The organism is Stenotrophomonas sp. CS3K5, from assembly GCF_059515225.1.
The window spans coordinates 114627-132851 of record NZ_JCAKRX010000001.1; the positions used below are offsets into that span (position 1 = coordinate 114627).

Below are 18225 nucleotides of genomic sequence, written 5' to 3' on the forward strand. Positions count from 1 at the left end.
GAATACCCCGCACCGGTCCCCACCCGGTGCGGGCGGATGACCATGTTTCCTGACGCCGTACCCGCCCCCGACCTGCTGCACGCGCAGGCCTGCCTGATCGATGCCCTCTCGATGTCGCTGCAGATGCGCGACGCCTACACCCGCCACCACTGCGACCGCGTCGGCCTGCTCGCGCAGCGCCTGGCCGCGCACTGCGATCTCGACAGCGACGCATGCGAACAGATCTGCCTGGCTGCGCGCTTCCACGACATCGGCAAGATCGGCATTCCCGACGAGGTGCTGCTGGCCCCGCGCCGGCACACCGACGAAGAGCGCGCGATCATGCGTGAGCATCCGGTTCGGGGTGAGCATATCTTCCTGGCCACCGGCCGCAGTGATGCCGCACCGGTCGCGCAGCTGATCCGCGCCCACCACGAGGCGTTCGATGGCAGCGGCTATCCCGATGGGCTGCGCGGTGAATCCATTCCCCTGGGCGCGCGCATCGTCACCATCGCCGACGCCTACGATGCGATGACCAGCGTGCGTCCCTACCGTGCGGCGATGGCGCGCGAGACCGCGCTGGGCATCATCGATGCGCAGTCCGGCGGGCTGGTGGATCCGTATGTGCTGCAGCGATTCCATCGGATGCTGGCGCAGGAACCAGCGCTGGCGTGATCGCCGGCGGCGGGCATGAACCGACGTGCCGAGCAACGCACCTGTAGAGTCGACCGCGGGTCGACTGCCCTTCGGCCAGACCGCGAACATCCCGCCGACTCTACCGGTCCGACGCCATCGGCGCCGACAAACAAAAGGCCCGGCGTTCGCCGGGCCTTCTGCATCACGTTTCACGTGCGATCGATTACCAGATCACCACGCGCTTGTCGTCGGCACGCACCATCGCATCGCCGGCCTTGCACTGGAACGCTGCGGCGAACGACGGCATGTTCGACGGCGCACCGTTGGCACGGAAGTTGGCCGGGGCGTGCGGATCGGTGTTCAGACGCACGCGCAGCTCACCGTCGGTGAAGTTGCGGCGCCACACGGTGGCCCAGTTCATGAAGAAGCGCTGGTCCTGGCTGTGGCCATCGACGTCCACGTTGGCCTTGGGGTCTTCCTTCAGCGCCATCTGCAGCGCGTCGTAGGCCACGGTCAGGCCGCCCAGGTCGCCGATGTTCTCGCCCAGGGTCAGCTTGCCCTTCACGAACACGCCCGGCACCGACTCGTAGCCGTCGAACTGCGCCACCAGCTGGTCGGTGCGCTCGGTGAAGGCCTTGCGGTCGGCGTCGGTCCACCAGTTGTCGAAGTTGCCGTTGGCGGCGAACTGGCTGCCCGAATCGTCATAGCCGTGCATCATCTCGTGGCCGATGACCGCACCGATGCCGCCGTAGTTCAGCGCCGGGTCGGCCTTGGCGTCGAAGAACGGCGCCTGCAGGATCGCCGCCGGGAACACGATCTCGTTCTTGGTGGCGTTGTAGTACGCGTTGACGGTCTGCGGGGTCATGCCCCACTCGGTCTTGTCCACCGGCTTGCCGATCTTGTCCAGCATGTAGCGGTAGTTGAACGCACGCGCGGCCTGCATGTTGCCCAGGTAGCTGTCGCCGTTGGTCTGCAGGCCCGCCCAGTCACGCCACTTGTCCGGGTAACCGATCTTCGGGGTGAAGCTGGCCCACTTTTCCAGTGCCTTCTTCCTGGTCTCTTCGCCCATCCACGGCAGCTGCTCCAGGCGCGCCTTCAGCGCCTGCGACAGGTTCTCCACCAGATGCTGCATGGCGACCTTGGATTCGGCCGGGAACACGGCGTCGACATACAGCTGGCCCAGCGCTTCACCCATGCCGCCATTGACCGACTCCAGCACGCGCTTCCAGCGCGGCTGCATTTCCTTCTGGCCACGCAGGGTGGTGCCGTAGAAATCGAAGTTGGCCTTCTCGAACTGGCTGCTCAGGTACGGAGAAGCATCGTCGATGGTGTGGAAACGCAGGTAGGCCTGCCAGGTGCTGGCCGGCACGTCGGCCAGCATCTTGTCCATCTCACCGAAGAAGCCCGGCTGCGCCAACGAGAACTTCTGCGCGGCCGGCACCTTCAGGGTGTCAAACAGCGCGGTCCAGCTGAAGTTCGGGGTCAGCTTGTCGGCGTCGGCGGCGCTGAGCGGGTTGTAGCGATTGGCCGGATCACGCATTTCGATGCGCGACATCGAGGCCTTGGCCAGGCGGGTTTCGAAGGCCATCACGGCCTTGGCCTGCTCGGCGGCCTGTGCCGCGTCCACGCCGGACAGGGTCAGCACCTGTGCGATGTAGGCCACGTAGGCGTCGCGGATCTTGGCCTGCGATTCGTCGAAGTAATAGCCTTTCTCCGGCAGGCCGAGGCCGCCCTGGCCGACGTAGGCGATGACGTTGGCCGAATCCTTGTAGTCGGCATTGGCGAACAGCGAGAACAGCACGCCCTTGCCCTCGGCCTGGCTGTCGCGCAGGTACTGGGTGATGGCGGCGGTGTCGTTCAGCGCGGTGATCTTGTCCAGCTGCGGCTGCAGCGGCGCCAGGCCGGCGGCCTCGATCTTCGCTTCGTCGTTGCCGGTCTTCCAGATGTCACCGATCTTGGCTTCCACCGAGCCGGCCTTGGCCTGGCTGGCGGCGGCCTGCTGCACCAGCGCGTGCTGCACTTCCAGCGAGCGCTCGCGCAGGATCTCGAAGCTGCCCCAGGTGGTCTGGTCGCCCGGCACCGGGTTGGCCTTCAGCCACTTGCTGTTGACGAAGCCATTGAGGTCGGTACAGGCCGAGATGGCCGGATCCAGGTCGGCGCTGTTGAGCGAGATCAGCGGGGTCTTGATCTGCGACAGGTCGAAGGCCGGCTTGGCATCGGCGCTGGCGGCCGGCGCGGTTTCATTCTTGCCACAGGCGGCCAGCGAGGCGGCGATGGCGATCGTCAGGCCCAACGGGACCAGGTTGCGGACGTTCATGATGCTCTCCTGCGGGTAATTTCACAGGGTAGCCGGGAAGTCCCTGCGCGGGGACCAGCCAAAGGTCACAGGGGCGAGCCTCTTGTAGAGTCGAGCCATGCTCGACTGCTGTTGGCCTGTTGCCGCAGGGTCATGAAACTGGAACGGAGAGCAGTCGAGCGTGGGCTCGACTCCACAAAAGAGAAGGCCGGCTTGCGCCGGCCTTCTGCTTCTTACTTCGCCTTGCCCTGGTTGGCCACGGCTTCGGCGGCCTTGCGCGCCGCTTCCGGGTCACCCAGGTAGCGGAACGACTGCACGGTCAGGTCGTCGTTCAGTTCGAACAGCAGCGGAATGCCGGTCGGGATGTTCAGCTCGAGGATCTCCTCGCGCGAGACGTTGTTGAGGTACTTGTACAGCGCGCGCAGCGAGTTGCCGTGGGCGGTGACCAGCACGGTCTTGCCGTCCTTCAACTGCGGCGCGATGGCGTCGTGCCAGTACGGCAGCACGCGGTCCAGGGTGGTGGCCAGCGATTCGGTGCCCGGCAGTGCGTTGCGGTCCAGACCGGCGTAGCGGCGGTCATGGATCGGGTGGCCCGGATCGTCCAGCTCCATCGGCGGCGGCGGAATGTCGTACGAACGGCGCCACACCTTGACCTGCTCTTCGCCGTGCTTGGCGGCGGTCTCGGCCTTGTCCAGGCCCTGCAGGCCGCCGTAGTGGCGCTCGTTGAGGCGCCAGGACTTGTTCACCGGCAGCCAGTCCTGCTCCAGCTCGGCCAGCGCCCCCTGCAGGGTGTGGATGGCGCGCTTGAGCACCGAAGTGTGGGCGACGTCGAACTGCAGGCCTTCCTCGCGCATCAGGCGGCCGGCGGCGGCCGCTTCCCGGCGCCCCTGCTCGGTCAGGTCGACATCGACCCAGCCGGTGAAGCGGTTGTCCAGGTTCCACTGGCTCTGGCCATGGCGCAACAGTACGAGTTTACGGGTCACTGCAGGGTCTCCAACGCGAGGAAAGGCAGGCCGCCATTGTAGCCCCGGCCGCCGCTCACCGTGCCGTGGCGTTGCCCATGCCATGCTCTTGCCAATGAATACGGTGATCGACCCAGGGCGCTGGGAAGGCAGCGTCGCTGCTGCCCGCGCGCAACAACTGCAACTGGCCGCCCGCGTGGAGCGCCAGGACCGCCTGCCCCGCACCGTGCGCTGGCTGGCCGGGCTGGATGTCGGCTTCGAGGACAACGGTGCCACCACCCGCGCTGCGGCGGTGCTGCTGGATGCGACGTCGCTGCAGCCCGTAGCGCAGGAAATCGCGCGCATTCCCACGGTGATGCCGTACATCCCTGGCCTGCTCAGCTTCCGCGAACTGCCGGCACTGCTGGCCGCGCTCGCACTGCTGCCGCGCGTGCCCGACTTGGTGTTCGTCGATGGCCACGGCATCAGCCATCCGCGCCGGTTGGGCGTGGCCGCGCACCTGGGCGTGGTCACCGACCTGCCCAGCATCGGCGTGGCCAAGTCGAAACTGGTGGGGCGCTTCGTCGAGCCGGGCACCGAGGCCGGCGCGCATGCACCGCTGCTGGACGGCGATGAACAACTGGGCTGGGTGTTGCGCAGCAAGCTGCGGTGCAAGCCGCTGTTCGTGGCCGGTGGCCATCGGGTCAGTGCCGATACCGCGCTGGACTGGGTGCGGCGCACGCTGCGTGGCTACCGCCTGCCGGAGCCGACCCGGTTGGCGGACCGGCTGGCGTCCCGACGGGACGAATGACCTTCGCTGCTGAGGACGGATGCAGCCTGCGCGGTCGCGTCGGGACGATTGGGTAGAGTCGACTGTCGCGCGCAGCACGCGCTTTGGCGCAGCCTCGCGGGAGAGCAGTCGACCAACAGTCGATTCTACCAAGGCTGTTTCGCCCGGCCGGATTCACCCGATCCGCATGACGGCATATCCCGTTCAACGATGCACGTGACCGCGATGCCCTTGTGCGTCTTCGCCATGATCATGATCTTCATGGCCCTCGTGCTCGCCGCCCTTCACCGGTGCCGGCTCACCGCAGGCTTCGCCGCAATGGTCGGCCTCGATCTGCAACGTCACATGCTCGATGCCGAAATCATCATGCAGGCGCGCCCCCAACTCACGGCGCAGCGCATCGGCGTCGGTGCCGTCACGCATCACGATGTGCGCGGTCAGCGCCGGCGTGCTGGAGGCCAGCGCCCACACGTGCAGGTCATGCACGTCCATCACCGCCGCATGCCCGGACAGGCTGTCGCGCACCTTGGCCACGTCCATGCCCTTGGGCACGCCTTCCAGCAACACGTTGATCGCTTCGCGCATCAGCACGTAGGTTCGCGGCAGCACCCACAGGCCGATCAGCACCGCCAGGATCGGGTCGATCGGCTTCCAGCCGGTCAGCTGGATCAGGATGGCGCCGGCGATCACCGCCACCGAGCCCAGCATGTCGGCCCACACTTCCAGGTACGCGCCCTTCACGTTGAGGCTCTCGCCACTGCCGGCCTGCAGCAGGCGCATCGAGATCAGATTGATGACCAGGCCGGCGGCGGCAATGACCAGCATGCCGGTGGAGGCGATCTCCTGCGGTTGGCGGAAACGTCCAACCGCTTCCCACAGGATGTACGCCGCGACCACGAACAGCATCGCGCCGTTGATCATCGCGCCCAGTGCTTCCAGGCGTGCATAGCCATAGGTACGCCGTGCATCCGGCGGGCGCCGGCTCAGCCGCACCGCCACCAGCGCGATCATCAAAGCCAGCGCGTCGGTGGCCATGTGTGCCGCGTCGGACAGCAGCGCCAGGCTGTTGGTCCAGAACGCGCCCACCACTTCGACGACGAGGAAGGTAGACGTCAGGCCAAGCGCCCACCACAAGGGTTTCTCGTGGCGGATCTGGGATGGCAAGTGATCGTGGTCGTGGCCCATGGCAACAGCTCCTTTGCGATGGAGGCAGGCTACGCTGGCGGTCGTGGGGAAACTATCACGGTGTTTATAACATTGCAGAACCGGCAACCTGCCGAGCCCGCCGGGCAGGGCCCGGCGCTACCGGGGTAGCGCCAGGCCCTGCCTGGCGGGCGCAGCGGAGCGACACCTGCGTGCGCTCAGAACCCGAAGCGCAGGCTGGCCCAGTAAGCACGGCCCGGTTCGTTGTAGGTCGCCGCACCGGCATCGCTGCTGTTGGCCTCGCGGAACAGGCGCTTGTCGGCCAGGTTGTTCACGCCAAAGCCGAAGCTGACCGTTTCGGTCACCTTGTAGCGCGCGCTCACGCCCCAGATGTTGTAGGCGCCACGGTCCTGCAGCGCTACCGACGGATCGCACGTACCGGTGCAGCGCGGGTCGTTGTTGATGTTGGTGGTGGCCGGTTCCTGCCTGCCATAGAACGTGCCGGTCAGCAGCAGCGACAACTTGTCGGTGGCCTGCCAGTCCAGCATGGTGTTGATCGTGTACTTCGGGATCACCGACAACGGCTGGCGCGTGGTCTTGTTCTCGTTCTCGACCATGTAGGTGAAGTTGTTGCTCCACTTCAGGCGGCTGCCCTGCTCGCCCAGCAGCGGAATCACCAGGTTGCCTTCGAGCCCCTGCACGATCGCCTTCGGCGCGTTCTCCCAGCGGAAGATGCGGCCGCGGCCATCGGCGGTCAGACCGATCTGGTCGTAGCCGGCCTGGATCTTGTCCTTGTAGTCGTTGTGGAAGTAGGTCAACGACGCCTGCCAGCCGCTCTGCGGCGCCCACTCGATGCCCAGCTCCTTGTTCAGGCTGGTTTCCGCCTTCAGGTCCGCATTGCCGCGCATGTAGCAGCCGGCACCCAGGCTCGGCAGTGCATTCGGGCAACCGTTGCCGCGGGTGTAGTACAGATAATCCGGATTCGACTGGTACAGGTTCGGTGCCTTGAATGCACGCGCGATGCCGCCCTTCACCACCCAGTCGCCGTTGATGCGGAACTGCGCATTGAGGCTGGGGCTGGTGTTGTTGCCGAACTGGCTGTGGTGGTCGAAGCGCAGGCCCGGGGTCACGGTCCAGCGCTCGCCAAGGTAGATGTTGTCTTCTACGAACACCGCGGTGGTCTGCGCATCGGCCTTGCCGCGCGCGCGGTCGGCTGACAGTCCGGGGAAGCCACCACCGCTGCTGCTGGACTGGCTCATCGAGTACGGGTCGGTCAAACGACTGTCGAGGTATTCAAAGCCCAGCGTCCAGACATTCTCGGCGCCGCCCAGCGTGGTCGGGAAGCTGACTTCACCGTCCAGCTGGTAATTGCGCAGGCGCGAGGTTGACCAGTCGGTGCCGTTGAAGCTGCCCTCCGGGCCACCTGCCAGGCCTTCATTGATGCGCGAGTTGTTCACCGCTTCCACCGCAGCCGTCACCCGCGAGGTCAGGTCGCCCCAGCGGCCACGATGGGTGATCGCGCCGGTGTTGCGGTACATGCGGTTGGTCTCCGCCTCACCCTCGGCCAGCGCCGCGAGGTCGACGCCGGTGGAGGTACCGGTGGTGCTGACCGCACGGTCGCCGGCGTAGATGTTGCCCTGGCGGCTGGTGCCCGCCTCGAACTCGACCACCTGGTTGGCGGTCACGTCCCAGCGCAGCAGCGCGTTGACGTCGCGGTTCTTGACGCCCTCGCGGCCGGCCGGCGGCACCGCGTTCGGGTTGGTGGCGTACTGGCGGTTGAGGTCCAGCGAATCGGCGTCGGTCTTGTTGAGGTTGCCGTACAGGCGGAACGACAGGGTGTCAGTCATCGGGCCACTCAACTGCAGGCCGACGCGCTCGCTGCCGCCTTCGGCACTGTGCTCGGGCACCAGGCCGTACAGATCGACTGCGCCGGTCAGGTCACCGGTCGGGCGCTTGGTGATGATGTTCACCACGCCGCCCGAGGCACCGGAGCCGTAGCGTGCTGCCGCCGGACCGCGCAGCACTTCGATGCGCTCGATCATCTCCGCCGGCACCCAGTTGGTGTCACCGCGCGTGTTGCGCTCGCCGCTGCGGCCCATGCGCACGGCGTCACGTGCGCCGATGCGTTTGCCGTCGACCAGGATCAGGGTGTTTTCCGGACCCATGCCACGCAGGTCGATCTGGCGGTTGTTGCCGTACTGGCCGGAAGCGCTGTTGCCGGTCAGGTTGACGCCCGGCATGGTGCGCAGCAGCTCGGCGATGTCATTGGCCGGCGGCCGCCTGGCGATGTCCTCGGCGGTGATGGTCGAGGTACCCAGCGCCTGACGTGCGATCTGCGAGGCGGTGACATGCACCGTATCGATATCGGTGGCATCGGTCTCGGCGCGGGCGGACAGGGCGCTGCCGGCCAGCAGCGCAGCAACGGCGAGCGCCAGCGGGCGCGGCGAAAGGACAACGGCAGGGGACATGTTCTGGACCTTCTGGCAGGGCAACGGGGCCTCTGGCGAAGGGCTTGAGGCAACGACGAGGGGGAGGTGGAACCGTGCCGCAGGCCTCTGCGGCAAGGTTCGCTGTGCACATTCTCCCACCAATGCGAGTGATTCTCAAATGCGTTCGCTCATTGCAGCAGCCGCCGCGCTGTGCTTTGCGCACCGGGCATCCCTGCATCGCGCTTAAACTGGCCGGCTCATCGCCATCAATCGCGCGCCACCGCGGCCGATATCCGTGGTTTGCCGTACGCAGTCAGAGATCGACGTGGAAACACCCCAACTGGACGACGCCAGCCAGCCGCTGGCCGAGGCGTGGCAACACTGCCTGCAGCAGGCCGGGCCGGCAGCCACCGCGCTGCTGCGCGATGCCGCCGCCGATGCACCACCGGCGCTGGCCCAGCGCTTCTACGAGGTGCTGCTGCAGGATGGTCGCGCGCGCCGCTTCCTGTCCCACGAGCAGGTCAAGCAGCGCCTGCAGCCGGCCATGCAGCGCTGGCTGGTGCAGTTGCTGACCACCGATGCCGACGGCATCGCCAGCACGGTGGCCGCGCAGCGGGTGATCGGCGACGTGCATGCACGGGTCGGCATTCCGGTCGATCTGGTCACGCGCGGTGCGCGAGTGCTCAAGCACGAACTGTTCGTGCGCCTGCGCGACGATGCGCCGGACAGCGCCACCGCCTTCGCCGCCATCGACTGCCTCAGCGCGATCATGGACATCGCCATGGAAGGCATGACCCTGGCCTACACCCATGCGCGCGAGCGCTCCACCCGGGCCGATGCTGCCTACCGGCTGTTTTCACTGGTGCAGAATGTCAGCACCGAACGCGAGCGCCAGCGTGCACTGCTGCTGGACTGGGAAAACGCCCTGCTCTACGCGTTGGCCGGCCACGTGCAGGGTAGCGACAGTGCCAGCCTGGCCACCTCCGAATTCGGCCTGTGGTTCACCCACAAGGGCATTCCCAGCTTCGGCGAAAGCAGCGAGACCCAACAGGTCGGCCGCTTGATGGCGCGTATCGACACGTGCCTGCAGCACGCGGCGATGGATGCTCCCGCGCAGCGCCTGGCAGTGCTGCCGTCGATCCGTCAAGACCTGGCCAGCATCCGCACCCTGATGACGCTGCTGTTCGAGCGTATCGGCGAACTCGATGCCGGCAGCGACGCATTGACCAACCTGCTCAACCGCCGCTTCCTGCCCACCGTGCTGCGCCGGGAAATCGAGTTGGCCACGCGCAACCGCACGCCGTTCTCGCTGCTGCTGCTCGACCTGGACCACTTCAAGGCGATCAATGACGGCCATGGCCACGACGCCGGCGACCGCGCGTTGCAGCATGTGGCCGGCCTGCTCGGCCAGCTCACGCGCGGCAGTGACTACCTGTTCCGCTATGGCGGCGAAGAGTTCGTGGTGGTGCTGGTCGCGGCCAGCGAATCGCAGGCCGAGGTGATTGCCGAAAGCCTGCGGCGGCAGATTGCGCAGTCGCCGGTGGTGCTGGCCAACGGGCAGGTGCTGGAACTGACCGCCAGCATCGGCGTAGCCGGCCACGACGGGCACCCCGACTACGAACGCCTGATGTCGCGCGCCGATGCCGCGATGTACGCGGCCAAGCGCGGCGGCCGCAACCGTGTGGTGGTGGCCAGCGATGCGTTGCAGGACGCGCCGGGGCGGCGTGCATTGCAGCGCTGAACCGGCGGAAATGAAGAGTCCCGGCGATGGTAGCGTCGACTGCTGGTCGACTATCGCGCGCAGCGCGGGGGGTTGCGGGGTCCAAAGGAAGAGCAGTCGACCAGCGGTCGACTTTACCGGCAGCCGGCGCTACCGGTTCGTGCGTCCGCCGATACCCTGAGCGCTGCCACCCACCACAGCAGCGCCACCAAGGCGATGCCCGCGCCCAGCAGGCACACCGCCGGCCAGCCGTGACGGGCCTGCATCCAGGTTCCGGCCGCCGCACCGGCACCGCTGCCCATCGCATAGAACAACATGTACAGCGCCACCAGGCGACCGTGCTGTTCCGCCGGTGCACGCAGCAGCAGGGCCTGATTGGCGACGTGCAGCGCCTGTCCGCCCAGATCCAGAACCACCACGCCCAGCAACAACAGCACCAGCGAACGCGGCAAGCCCAGCAGTGGCCACCAGGCAACCAGCATCAACGTCAGCGCGCCGACGCTGACCCGATGCGCGAAGCCACGATCCATCCAATGCCCGACCCGCGCCGCCAGCAGCGCCCCCACCACGCCCGCCAGGCCCAGTGCACCGATGGCCGCGGTCGACCAGTGCAACGGCGGAGCCGACAGCGGCAGCGGTACCGCCGCCCAGAACACATTGAGCCCGGCAAACAGCAACAGCGCCAACGGACCGCGCTCACGCAGGGTCCGGTCGTTGCGCAGCATGCCCAGCATCGAATCCAGCAGTTCGCGCCAGCGCGGGGGAACCACCGGCACCGGCACGGCGGGCAGGCGCTGCCACAACAGCACCGCCAAGGCCATCATCACCATCGCCGACAGCAGATAGACCGCGCGCCAGCCCAGCGCAGACGCGACTGCCCCCGATAGCACACGCGCGAGCAGCAGGCCGATGAACACCCCACCCTGCACGGCGCCCACCACGCGCCCCCGCTGCTCGGGCGGTGCCAGCGTGGCTGTGTAGGCGATCAGCCCTTGGGTCAGCGCCGTGCCCAGCAAGCCGGCCAGCAGCATGCCCGACAACAACCAGGCCGCCGTGCCTGACGCAGCAAGCCACAGCAACGCCAGCACCAGTGCCACCAGCTGAAACCGCAGCAGGCGTCGACGGTCACCACGATCGGCCAGCGGCAGCAGGCCCAGCAGCGCCAGCACGCTGCCGGCCTGGGTGGCAGACACCACCGCACCCGCCACCGCCCGGTCCAGCGCGAAGGCGCGCGCGAGCTGGTCCAGCAGCGGCTGCGCATAGTAGACGTTGGCGACGCTGGCGCCGGCGGCGACCGCGAGCAGAACCAGCAGGGAGCGGGGTATCGGGGCGAGACTCATCATGTAGTTTCAATTTGAAACTTGATGCAGGCTAGCGAAATCGGTTTTAAACTGCAACCACCTTCTGCGGGACCTGCCATGCACGCCGACAGCCCCTGCCCCGTCGCCCGCAGCGCCGACCTGCTCGGTGACCGCTGGGCATTGCTGGTGATCCGCGATGCCTTCGATGGCATCACCCGCTTCGGCGACTTCCAGCGCAGCCTCGGCGCCGCGCGCAACATCCTCAGCGACCGCCTGCGCCGGCTGGTCGAGGCGGGCATCCTGCAGCTGCAGCCGGCCTCCGATGGTTCGGCCTACCAGCAATACGTGCTCACCGCCGCCGGCCAGGAGCTGTTCCCGCTGCTGGTCGCGCTGCGCCAGTGGGGCGAACGGCATCGCTTCGCTGCCGGTGAGGCTCATTCGCAGCTGATCGAATCGAGCACGCGCCGTCCGCTGCCCTACATGCAGCCGCGTGGGCGCGACGGCCAACCTCTGCAGGCGGCGGCCACCCGCGTGCGCAAGCTCAAGGACGAGGGGCGTGATATCTGATCCGCCCGTTCGCGCACACCGTACTACGGCCGGGCCGGGTAGCATCGGCGCTTTCCGCCGCTGGATGCCGCCGATGTCGCGCTATCGCCGTTCGCTGTTGATCGCCCTGTTGCCCCTGCTGGCCTGTGCCGCTGGAGCCACGCAGGCCCGCGAGGTCGCCGCGCCCGCTGACCATGTACAGGCCGATGGCCCGTACGTGTTCCGCGACGGCCAGCAGTTGAAGGCGAAATGGATCTGCGCGGACAAGGTCGAGTCGCGCGCGCTGCCGATCAACGCGACGGGCACCGATATCGCGCCGCGCTGCGGCTACGAACACACCTTGCATGTCGCAGCACCAAATGCGCCGTCGGTCTCCGTGCTACCGGCGGTACCGCGCATCGTTGCCCTGTCCGATATCCACGGGCAGTACGGCCTGCTGGTACGCCTGCTGCGCGCCAACAAGGTGATCGATGCGCAGGACCGCTGGGCGCTGGGCACCGACACCCTGGTCATCGCCGGCGATGTGTTCGACCGCGGCCCGCAGGTCACCGAAGCGTTCTGGCTGCTGTACGGCCTGCAGCAGCAGGCGGCCGCTGCCGGTGGCGCGGTGCACTTCGTGCTGGGCAACCACGAGACCATGGTGCTGTACGACGACCTGCGCTACGTCAATCCGAAGTACCTGCGCAGCGCCCAGCTGCTCGGCCGCAGCTACCCGCAGCTGTATGGCGCCGATTCGGTGATCGGCCAGTGGCTGCGCACGCGGCCGGTGCTGCTGAAGATCGGCGACACGCTGTTCCTGCACGGCGGCATCTCACCCGAGGCGGTGGAGCTGGCACTGGACCCGGCGCGCACCAACGCGGCCTACCAGGCCACGCTGGGCCTGCCCAAGGCCGAGGTGAAGGCCGACCCGGCCACCGCACCGCTGTATGACGGCAAGACCAGCCCGATCTGGTACCGCGGCTACTTCGATGGCCGCCTCGACACCGCAGGGGTACAGAGCGTGCTCGACCGCCTGCATCTCAAGCGCATCGTGGTCGGCCATACCTCGATGCCGCACGTCAGCAGCTTCCACGGCGACCGCGTGATCGCCATCGACAGCAGCATCAAGAACGGCGAGAACGGCGAACTGCTGTTCATCGAGGACGGCACGCTCAGCCGTGGCCTGCTGGACGGCTCCCGGGTCCCGTTGGCACAGGGTGAGCCCGGCCTGCAGGACTGAACGGCCGGATACCACGGCCGCGCCAGCCGGCGCCGTCACGCTCCCTCTTCACCCGGTTTGCCGCTACCCTCGGCAACCTGTAGGCCCGCCCCTGCCGGCGGGCCTGACCGTTACAGGAGCCCCTGCGCATGCGCGTACTGATTGCTGAAGACGACCCGGACATCGCCTCCGGCCTGTGCGCCTCGCTGCGCCGGCAGGGGCATGTGGTCGACCACGTCGACAACGGCGCGCATGCCGACGCCGCGCTGGGTTCAACCCAGTACGCCCTGCTGGTACTGGACCTGGGCCTGCCACAGCTGGACGGCCGCGATGTGCTGCAGCGCCTGCGCCAGCGCGGCGACGGCCTGGCCGTACTGGTGGTGACCGCCCGTGATGGCCTGGCCGAACGCGTGCGCGTGCTCGATCTTGGCGCCGACGATTACCTGGTCAAGCCGTTCGCACTGGACGAATTCGAAGCGCGTGTGCGCGCGCAGTTGCGCCGGGTCACCAGCAACGGCAACCCGGACCTGCGCATCGGCCGTCTGCGCCTGGACCTGGCCGGGCACCGGGTGTGGATCGACGACCAGTCGTTGGAACTGACCGCGCGCGAGTTCGGCCTGCTGTCGGCGCTGGCGGTACGCGCCGAGCGCATCGTGTCGCGCGCGCAGCTGGTGGAAGCGCTGTGCGACTGGGGCCAGGACCTGACCGACAATGGCCTGGACATCGCCCTGCACCGCCTGCGCCGCAAGCTGCAGCCCGGCGGCATGGGCATCCGCACCGTGCGTGGGCTGGGCTACATGCTGGAAGACACGCAGGACGAAAATACGCCGTGATCAGCGGCCCGCCCAGCCTGCGCCGGCGCCTGCTCGCCTTCCTGGCGTTGCCGATGCTGGGCCTGCTCATCTTCAATACGGTGCTGGCCTACTACGTTGCGTTGGACTATTCCAACCGCATCCACGACCGCAACCTGGTCGACGACACCCACTCGTTCGCGCAGATGCTCAGCACCATGCCGGTGACCAGCGATCTGTCACCGCAGGCGCGCTTCCTGATCGAGTACGACCCCGACGGCCACCGCTACTTCAATGTGGACAGCAGCCGCAAGGGCACGATCAGCGGCAACGCCGATTTCAGCCCGTATGCGCCTTCCCAGGACTGCACCGGCGTGCACCCGGCGTTGTACGACGGCATCCTCAACGGCCAGCAGGTGCGCATGGCCACGGTCTGCACGCAGGCGCTGAACGACGCGCAGGACCAGCTGGCGGTAACCGTGGCCGAGAGCATGGCTGACCGCCGCCAGCGCGCACGCGAGATCCTGATGATCATCATCCCGCTGATGACCATGCTGGCGCTGGGCACCGCCGCGCTGGTCTGGTTCGGCGTGACCTACGGCCTGCGCATCCTGACCCCGCTGAGGACCCGGCTGGCGCAGCGCCGGGGCGAACTGGCGCCGATCTCCGATGCCGACGTACCGGAAGAAATCCAGCCACTGATCAGCACCATCGACGATCTGTTCGCGCGCCAGGCGGAAATGATCACCCTGCAGAACCGTTTCATCGCCGATGCCGCCCACCAGCTGCGCTCGCCGCTGGCCGGCATGGCCCTGCATGTGGACCAGGCATTGGCGCATGGCGACCCGGACACGGTGCGTGAAGCGCTGCAGCACATCCGCCGGCTCAACCAGCGCACGGCCCGCGTCAGCACCCAGCTGCTGGCACTGAGCCGTGCGCAGACCGTGCCGGACACGGTGGAAGCACTGGATCTGTGCCAGCTGGTGCCGCAGTGGGTCGGCATGCGCGTGCCCGAAGCGATCCGCGACGGCATCGATCTGGGCTATCGCGGTGGTCCGCACCCGCTGCGCGTGCTCGGCAACGGCGCAATGCTGCAGGAGGCGCTGGACAACCTGATCGACAACGCCCTGCGCTATGCCGGTCGAGACGCCACCGTCACCGTGGGCGTGCACGCGCTGGATGACAATGATGTCGAGCTGTACGTGGAGGACAACGGCCCTGGCGTCGCCGACGACGTGATGCCGCGGCTGGGCGAGCGCTTCTTCCGTGCCCCCGGCACCACCGCCAGCGGCACCGGGCTGGGCCTGGCCATCGCCCACGAGGCGGTGGAGCACTTCGGCGGCCGCCTGAGCTTCCTCAACCGGCCCGGCGGGGGGCTGAAGGTAGCCGTCACGCTGCCGCTGCTGAAGGCCCCCTGACCCGGCCCGGGGCGCTGAAAGGCTGGCGAAAATCGCGCTTGCGATCCTGCCCTCTCCACTGCCGTCCCGGAGCCGCCAGGTGACCCAATCGCACGACTTCTTCCTCCCCGGTGGCCCGCAGGGCGTGCTGCTGGTGCACGGCCTGACCGGCACCCCGGCGGAAATGCGCATGCTCGGCAAGGGCCTGAACAACGCCGGTTTCACCGTGCACGGCGTGCAGCTGCCCGGCCATTGCGGCACCGTGGACGATCTGCTGGCGACCACCTGGGAGCAGTGGTACCAGGGTGTGGAGGATGCGGCGGCGGCCCTGCGCGGCAAGGTCGACCAGTTGTTCGTGGGCGGCCTGTCGATGGGCGCGGTGCTGTCGCTGGCCCTGGCCGCACGCCGCCCGCAATGGATCTCCGGCGTGGGCGTGTACGGCGCCACCTTCCGCTACGACGGCTGGAACATTCCCGCGGTGGCCCGCTTCTCGTTCCTGCTGCCCTGGTTCAAGCGCTTCAACATCGGCCGCGATCGCATGTTCATGGAAGAGCCGCCGTACGGCCTGCGTGACGAGCGCCTGCGCGCGCAGGTCAGTGCCGCCATGCTGTCCGGCGACAGCGCCGCCGCCGGCCTGCCCGGCAATCCCTGGCATGCACTGGCCGAGATGCGGGCGTTGAGCCACTGGACCCGCCGCCACCTGCACCAGGTCACCGCGCCGTGCCTGGTGATGCATGCCCGCGAGGACGACGTGGCCAGCATGGGCAATGCCGAACTGGTGATGTCGCGGGTCAGTGGCCCGAAAGAACTGGTGGTGCTGGAAGACAGCTACCACATGATCACCATCGACCGCGAACGCCGCGATGTGATCCGTCGCAGCGCGCGCTTCTTCAGCGAGATCGGTGAACGCAGCGACGTGCTCAAGGCGGTGGCCTGAGATGGGGGCACTTGCCACGCTGCTGTGGCTGGCCAACGTGGTGCTCGATACCGGTGGCCAGCTCGCCTTCAAGGCCGCCGCCAGCGACCCCCAGCAGGGTGAAGGGCTGCAGCGCTGGAAACACATGTTCAGCCGGCCCTGGCTGTGGATCGGCATCGCCTGTTACGTGCTCGAGTTCGTTGCCTGGATCGCCTTCCTCTCGCTGGTGCCGCTGTCCAAGGGCGTGCTGCTGGGCTCGATCAACATCGTCGCGCTGATGATCGCCGGCCGCATCCTGTTCCGCGAGAAGCTCACGCCGTTGCGGGTGACCGGCATGCTGCTGGTCACCGCAGGCGTAGCGGTGGTGGGGGCCGGCTCATGAGGCGCCTGTATGTGATCGGCTTCCCGCTGCTGATGGCCTTCGATACATTGGCGCAGCTGTGCTTCAAGTATGCCGGCGATGCCGCGTTGCCGGTCGAAGCCAACACCGCGTGGCTGCTGCGCGTGCTGTCGCAGCCGTGGGTGTATGGCGCCATCCTCGGCTACGTCGGTGCGTTCTTCACCTGGATGAGCCTGCTGCGCCACGCGCCGATCGGCCCCGCCTTTGCCGCCTCGCACCTGGAAGTGATCAGCGTGCTGCTGCTGTCGGCGTGGCTGTTGAACGAGCCGCTGACCCTTCACCATCTGCTTGGCGCGGTACTGATCGTGGCCGGCATCGTCTGTCTCGGCCGTGCCGAGGCGGACGACCCGCACAGCCCGGTTGAGAGCAGCGCATGAGCGCGCAGCAATGAACCTGTTCGCGCGCGAACTGCCGCCCACCGCTGGTCTGCCGCTGCAGGCCAGCGATTTTGTTCCCGGTGGCGGCGATCTGCGCACGATCCTGGCCAACCAGCTCGGAACACCGCCGTTGCAGCCGACCTGCTCCGGCACGCATGCGCTGCTGATCGCGTTGCGTACGCTGCGCAAGCGCGCGCCACATCGCGACACCGTGATCCTGCCGGCCTACACCTGCCCGCTGGTGCCGATCGCGGTGCACAGCCTGGGCCTGCGCGTGCAGCTGTGCGATACCCGCCATGGCCACTTCGACTTCGATCCCGGCCAGCTCAAGCGGCTGGCCGACGCGCGCACGCTGGCGATCCTGCCCACCCATCTCGGTGGCCGAATCGCCGATGTCGAGCTGGCCTGCGAGATTGCACGCAGCGCCGGTGCCTGGGTGATCGAAGATGCCGCACAGGCACTCGGTGCACGCGTAGGCAGCCACAGTGTCGGCCTGCGTGGTGATATCGGCTTCTTCAGCCTGGCCGCCGGCAAGGGCCTGAGCCTGCACGAAGGCGGTCTGCTGGTCAGCCGCGATGACGAGCTGCGCGCGGCACTGGCCGAACATGCGGCTCAACACGTTCGTTTCAGCCTGCGCTGGGAGCTGCTGCGCAGCGTGCAGCTGATGGGCCTTGCCGCCTGCTACCGCCCTTCGCTGCTGTCACTGGTGTACGGCAATCCACGGCGCAGCGCGCTGCGCCGTGGTGACGTCGAAGCCGCGGTCGGTGATGTGTTCGCGCTGGACATCCCTCAGCACCGGGTCAGCCGCTGGCGACAGAGCATCGGTGCCAGAGCCGCGCAGCGCCTGCCTGCGTTCCTGCAGGCCGGGCGCCTGCGTGCCTTGCAGCTGCGCGTGCAGCTGGCGCAACTGCCAGTGGTGGAGGTGGTTGATGGCGTGGCCGGAACCGGTGGTACCTGGCCGCTGCTGATGTTGCTGCTGCCCAGCCAGCGTGCCCGCGACGCCGCCTTGGCGGATCTATGGCCACGCGGGCTCGGCGTCAGCCGCATGTTCATCCATGCCCTGCCCGATTACGCCTACCTGCGCGGCATCGTGCCGCCCACCGATGTGCCCAATGCCCGCGACTTCGCCGCGCGCATGCTCACCCTCGGCAACAGCGCCTGGCAGACGCGTGAAGAGACCGCGCAGATCCTGCAGGTGCTGGCACGGGCCTGACCTGCACCCGCCTGCATCGGCAGCACCCCACGCATTCATCCGTGCACCTTCCTGAACGTTTTCCCTGCCGCGCAATGAAGGCTTTCAACAGGAAAGGAACGAGAAAGGCGGCCTGCCTACATTGAGCCTGCCCCGGCATCGAGCCGGTGGTT

16 protein-coding genes are annotated in these 18225 nt (G+C 67.7%); 11 read left to right on the top strand and 5 right to left on the bottom strand.

The annotated features are described in order from the left end of the window. Positions 1 to 36 precede the first annotated feature (36 nt). Positions 37 to 654, top strand: coding sequence for an HD-GYP domain-containing protein (locus AC5YGJ_RS00495; RefSeq protein WP_496185412.1), 618 nt, complete (start codon positions 37 to 39; stop codon positions 652 to 654). A 184-nt stretch (positions 655 to 838) separates the two neighbouring features. On the opposite strand, the gene AC5YGJ_RS00500 is transcribed toward AC5YGJ_RS00495, so the two are convergent. Both AC5YGJ_RS00500 and gpmA read right to left on the bottom strand, forming a co-directional pair. Then, positions 839 to 2932, bottom strand: a complete 2094-nt coding sequence (locus AC5YGJ_RS00500; protein WP_496185413.1) for a M13 family metallopeptidase — start codon at positions 2930 to 2932, stop codon at positions 839 to 841. A gap of 212 nt (positions 2933 to 3144) precedes the next feature. After that, positions 3145 to 3894 carry a 2,3-diphosphoglycerate-dependent phosphoglycerate mutase gene (gene gpmA, locus AC5YGJ_RS00505; protein WP_249844634.1) on the bottom strand — a complete coding sequence of 250 codons (750 nt, stop codon included), beginning with the start codon at positions 3892 to 3894 and terminating at the stop codon, positions 3145 to 3147. Positions 3895 to 3988: 94 nt separating this feature from the next. Between gpmA and nfi the strand changes: the two genes are divergently transcribed. After that, positions 3989 to 4663: a deoxyribonuclease V gene (gene nfi / locus AC5YGJ_RS00510; protein WP_249844635.1), complete on the top strand. Its 675-nt coding sequence runs from the start codon at positions 3989 to 3991 to the stop codon at positions 4661 to 4663. Between the two features lie 183 nt (positions 4664 to 4846). Here nfi and AC5YGJ_RS00515 read toward each other — a convergent pair whose 3' ends face one another. Together AC5YGJ_RS00515 and AC5YGJ_RS00520 are read right to left on the bottom strand one after the other, a co-directional pair. Continuing rightward, positions 4847 to 5827: a cation diffusion facilitator family transporter gene (locus AC5YGJ_RS00515; RefSeq protein ID WP_496185414.1), complete on the bottom strand. Its 981-nt coding sequence runs from the start codon at positions 5825 to 5827 to the stop codon at positions 4847 to 4849. A 176-nt stretch (positions 5828 to 6003) separates the two neighbouring features. Then, on the bottom strand, positions 6004 to 8253 hold the full coding sequence (locus tag AC5YGJ_RS00520; RefSeq protein WP_496185415.1) for a TonB-dependent siderophore receptor: 2250 nt from the start codon (positions 8251 to 8253) through the stop codon (positions 6004 to 6006). A 286-nt stretch (positions 8254 to 8539) separates the two neighbouring features. Here AC5YGJ_RS00520 and AC5YGJ_RS00525 point away from each other — a divergent pair, with 286 nt between their 5' ends. Continuing rightward, positions 8540 to 9955, top strand: coding sequence for a GGDEF domain-containing protein (locus AC5YGJ_RS00525; protein WP_496185416.1), 1416 nt, complete (start codon positions 8540 to 8542; stop codon positions 9953 to 9955). Positions 9956 to 10068: 113 nt separating this feature from the next. Here AC5YGJ_RS00525 and AC5YGJ_RS00530 read toward each other — a convergent pair whose 3' ends face one another. After that, positions 10069 to 11274 (bottom strand): MFS transporter, encoded by a 1206-nt coding sequence (locus AC5YGJ_RS00530; protein ID WP_496185417.1) that lies wholly within the window; start codon positions 11272 to 11274, stop codon positions 10069 to 10071. 78 nt (positions 11275 to 11352) lie between these two features. Between AC5YGJ_RS00530 and AC5YGJ_RS00535 the strand changes: the two genes are divergently transcribed. The 8 genes from AC5YGJ_RS00535 to AC5YGJ_RS00570 all read left to right on the top strand — a co-directional run bounded on the left by AC5YGJ_RS00535 (position 11353) and on the right by AC5YGJ_RS00570 (position 18073). Next, positions 11353 to 11802 (top strand): winged helix-turn-helix transcriptional regulator, encoded by a 450-nt coding sequence (locus tag AC5YGJ_RS00535; protein WP_107230268.1) that lies wholly within the window; start codon positions 11353 to 11355, stop codon positions 11800 to 11802. Between the two features lie 73 nt (positions 11803 to 11875). Then, positions 11876 to 13000: a metallophosphoesterase gene (locus tag AC5YGJ_RS00540; RefSeq protein ID WP_409461121.1), complete on the top strand. Its 1125-nt coding sequence runs from the start codon at positions 11876 to 11878 to the stop codon at positions 12998 to 13000. 128 nt (positions 13001 to 13128) lie between these two features. Then, on the top strand, positions 13129 to 13812 hold the full coding sequence (locus AC5YGJ_RS00545) for a response regulator (RefSeq protein WP_249844642.1): 684 nt from the start codon (positions 13129 to 13131) through the stop codon (positions 13810 to 13812). Next, entirely contained in the window at positions 13809 to 15188 is a 1380-nt protein-coding gene (locus AC5YGJ_RS00550; RefSeq protein WP_496185418.1) for a sensor histidine kinase, read from the top strand. The genes AC5YGJ_RS00545 and AC5YGJ_RS00550 overlap by 4 nt, the downstream gene beginning before the upstream one ends. Before the next feature lie 79 nt (positions 15189 to 15267). Next, entirely contained in the window at positions 15268 to 16104 is an 837-nt protein-coding gene (locus tag AC5YGJ_RS00555; RefSeq protein WP_249844644.1) for an alpha/beta hydrolase, read from the top strand. A 1-nt stretch (position 16105) separates the two neighbouring features. Next, complete coding sequence (locus AC5YGJ_RS00560; RefSeq protein WP_249844645.1) at positions 16106 to 16465, top strand: EamA family transporter; 360 nt, start codon at positions 16106 to 16108, stop codon at positions 16463 to 16465. Beyond that, positions 16462 to 16860 (top strand): DMT family transporter, encoded by a 399-nt coding sequence (locus AC5YGJ_RS00565; RefSeq protein WP_309337357.1) that lies wholly within the window; start codon positions 16462 to 16464, stop codon positions 16858 to 16860. The genes AC5YGJ_RS00560 and AC5YGJ_RS00565 overlap by 4 nt, the downstream gene beginning before the upstream one ends. Positions 16861 to 16870: 10 nt before the next feature. Next, positions 16871 to 18073, top strand: a complete 1203-nt coding sequence (locus tag AC5YGJ_RS00570; RefSeq protein ID WP_496185419.1) for a DegT/DnrJ/EryC1/StrS family aminotransferase — start codon at positions 16871 to 16873, stop codon at positions 18071 to 18073. Positions 18074 to 18225 lie beyond the last annotated feature (152 nt).

Excerpts from the sequence above, each read along its gene's own strand:
- AC5YGJ_RS00495 (WP_496185412.1), top strand. The coding sequence starts at position 37 with ATGACCATGTTTCCTGACGCCGTACCCGCCCCCGACCTGCTGCACGCG.
- AC5YGJ_RS00500 (WP_496185413.1), bottom strand. The coding sequence starts at position 2,932 with ATGAACGTCCGCAACCTGGTCCCGTTGGGCCTGACGATCGCCATCGCC.
- nfi (WP_249844635.1), top strand. The coding sequence starts at position 3,989 with ATGAATACGGTGATCGACCCAGGGCGCTGGGAAGGCAGCGTCGCTGCT.
- AC5YGJ_RS00515 (WP_496185414.1), bottom strand. The coding sequence starts at position 5,827 with ATGGGCCACGACCACGATCACTTGCCATCCCAGATCCGCCACGAGAAA.
- AC5YGJ_RS00520 (WP_496185415.1), bottom strand. The coding sequence starts at position 8,253 with ATGTCCCCTGCCGTTGTCCTTTCGCCGCGCCCGCTGGCGCTCGCCGTT.
- AC5YGJ_RS00530 (WP_496185417.1), bottom strand. The coding sequence starts at position 11,274 with ATGAGTCTCGCCCCGATACCCCGCTCCCTGCTGGTTCTGCTCGCGGTC.
- AC5YGJ_RS00535 (WP_107230268.1), top strand. The coding sequence starts at position 11,353 with ATGCACGCCGACAGCCCCTGCCCCGTCGCCCGCAGCGCCGACCTGCTC.
- AC5YGJ_RS00540 (WP_409461121.1), top strand. The coding sequence starts at position 11,876 with ATGTCGCGCTATCGCCGTTCGCTGTTGATCGCCCTGTTGCCCCTGCTG.
- AC5YGJ_RS00545 (WP_249844642.1), top strand. The coding sequence starts at position 13,129 with ATGCGCGTACTGATTGCTGAAGACGACCCGGACATCGCCTCCGGCCTG.
- AC5YGJ_RS00560 (WP_249844645.1), top strand. The coding sequence starts at position 16,106 with ATGGGGGCACTTGCCACGCTGCTGTGGCTGGCCAACGTGGTGCTCGAT.
- AC5YGJ_RS00565 (WP_309337357.1), top strand. The coding sequence starts at position 16,462 with ATGAGGCGCCTGTATGTGATCGGCTTCCCGCTGCTGATGGCCTTCGAT.
- AC5YGJ_RS00570 (WP_496185419.1), top strand. The coding sequence starts at position 16,871 with ATGAACCTGTTCGCGCGCGAACTGCCGCCCACCGCTGGTCTGCCGCTG.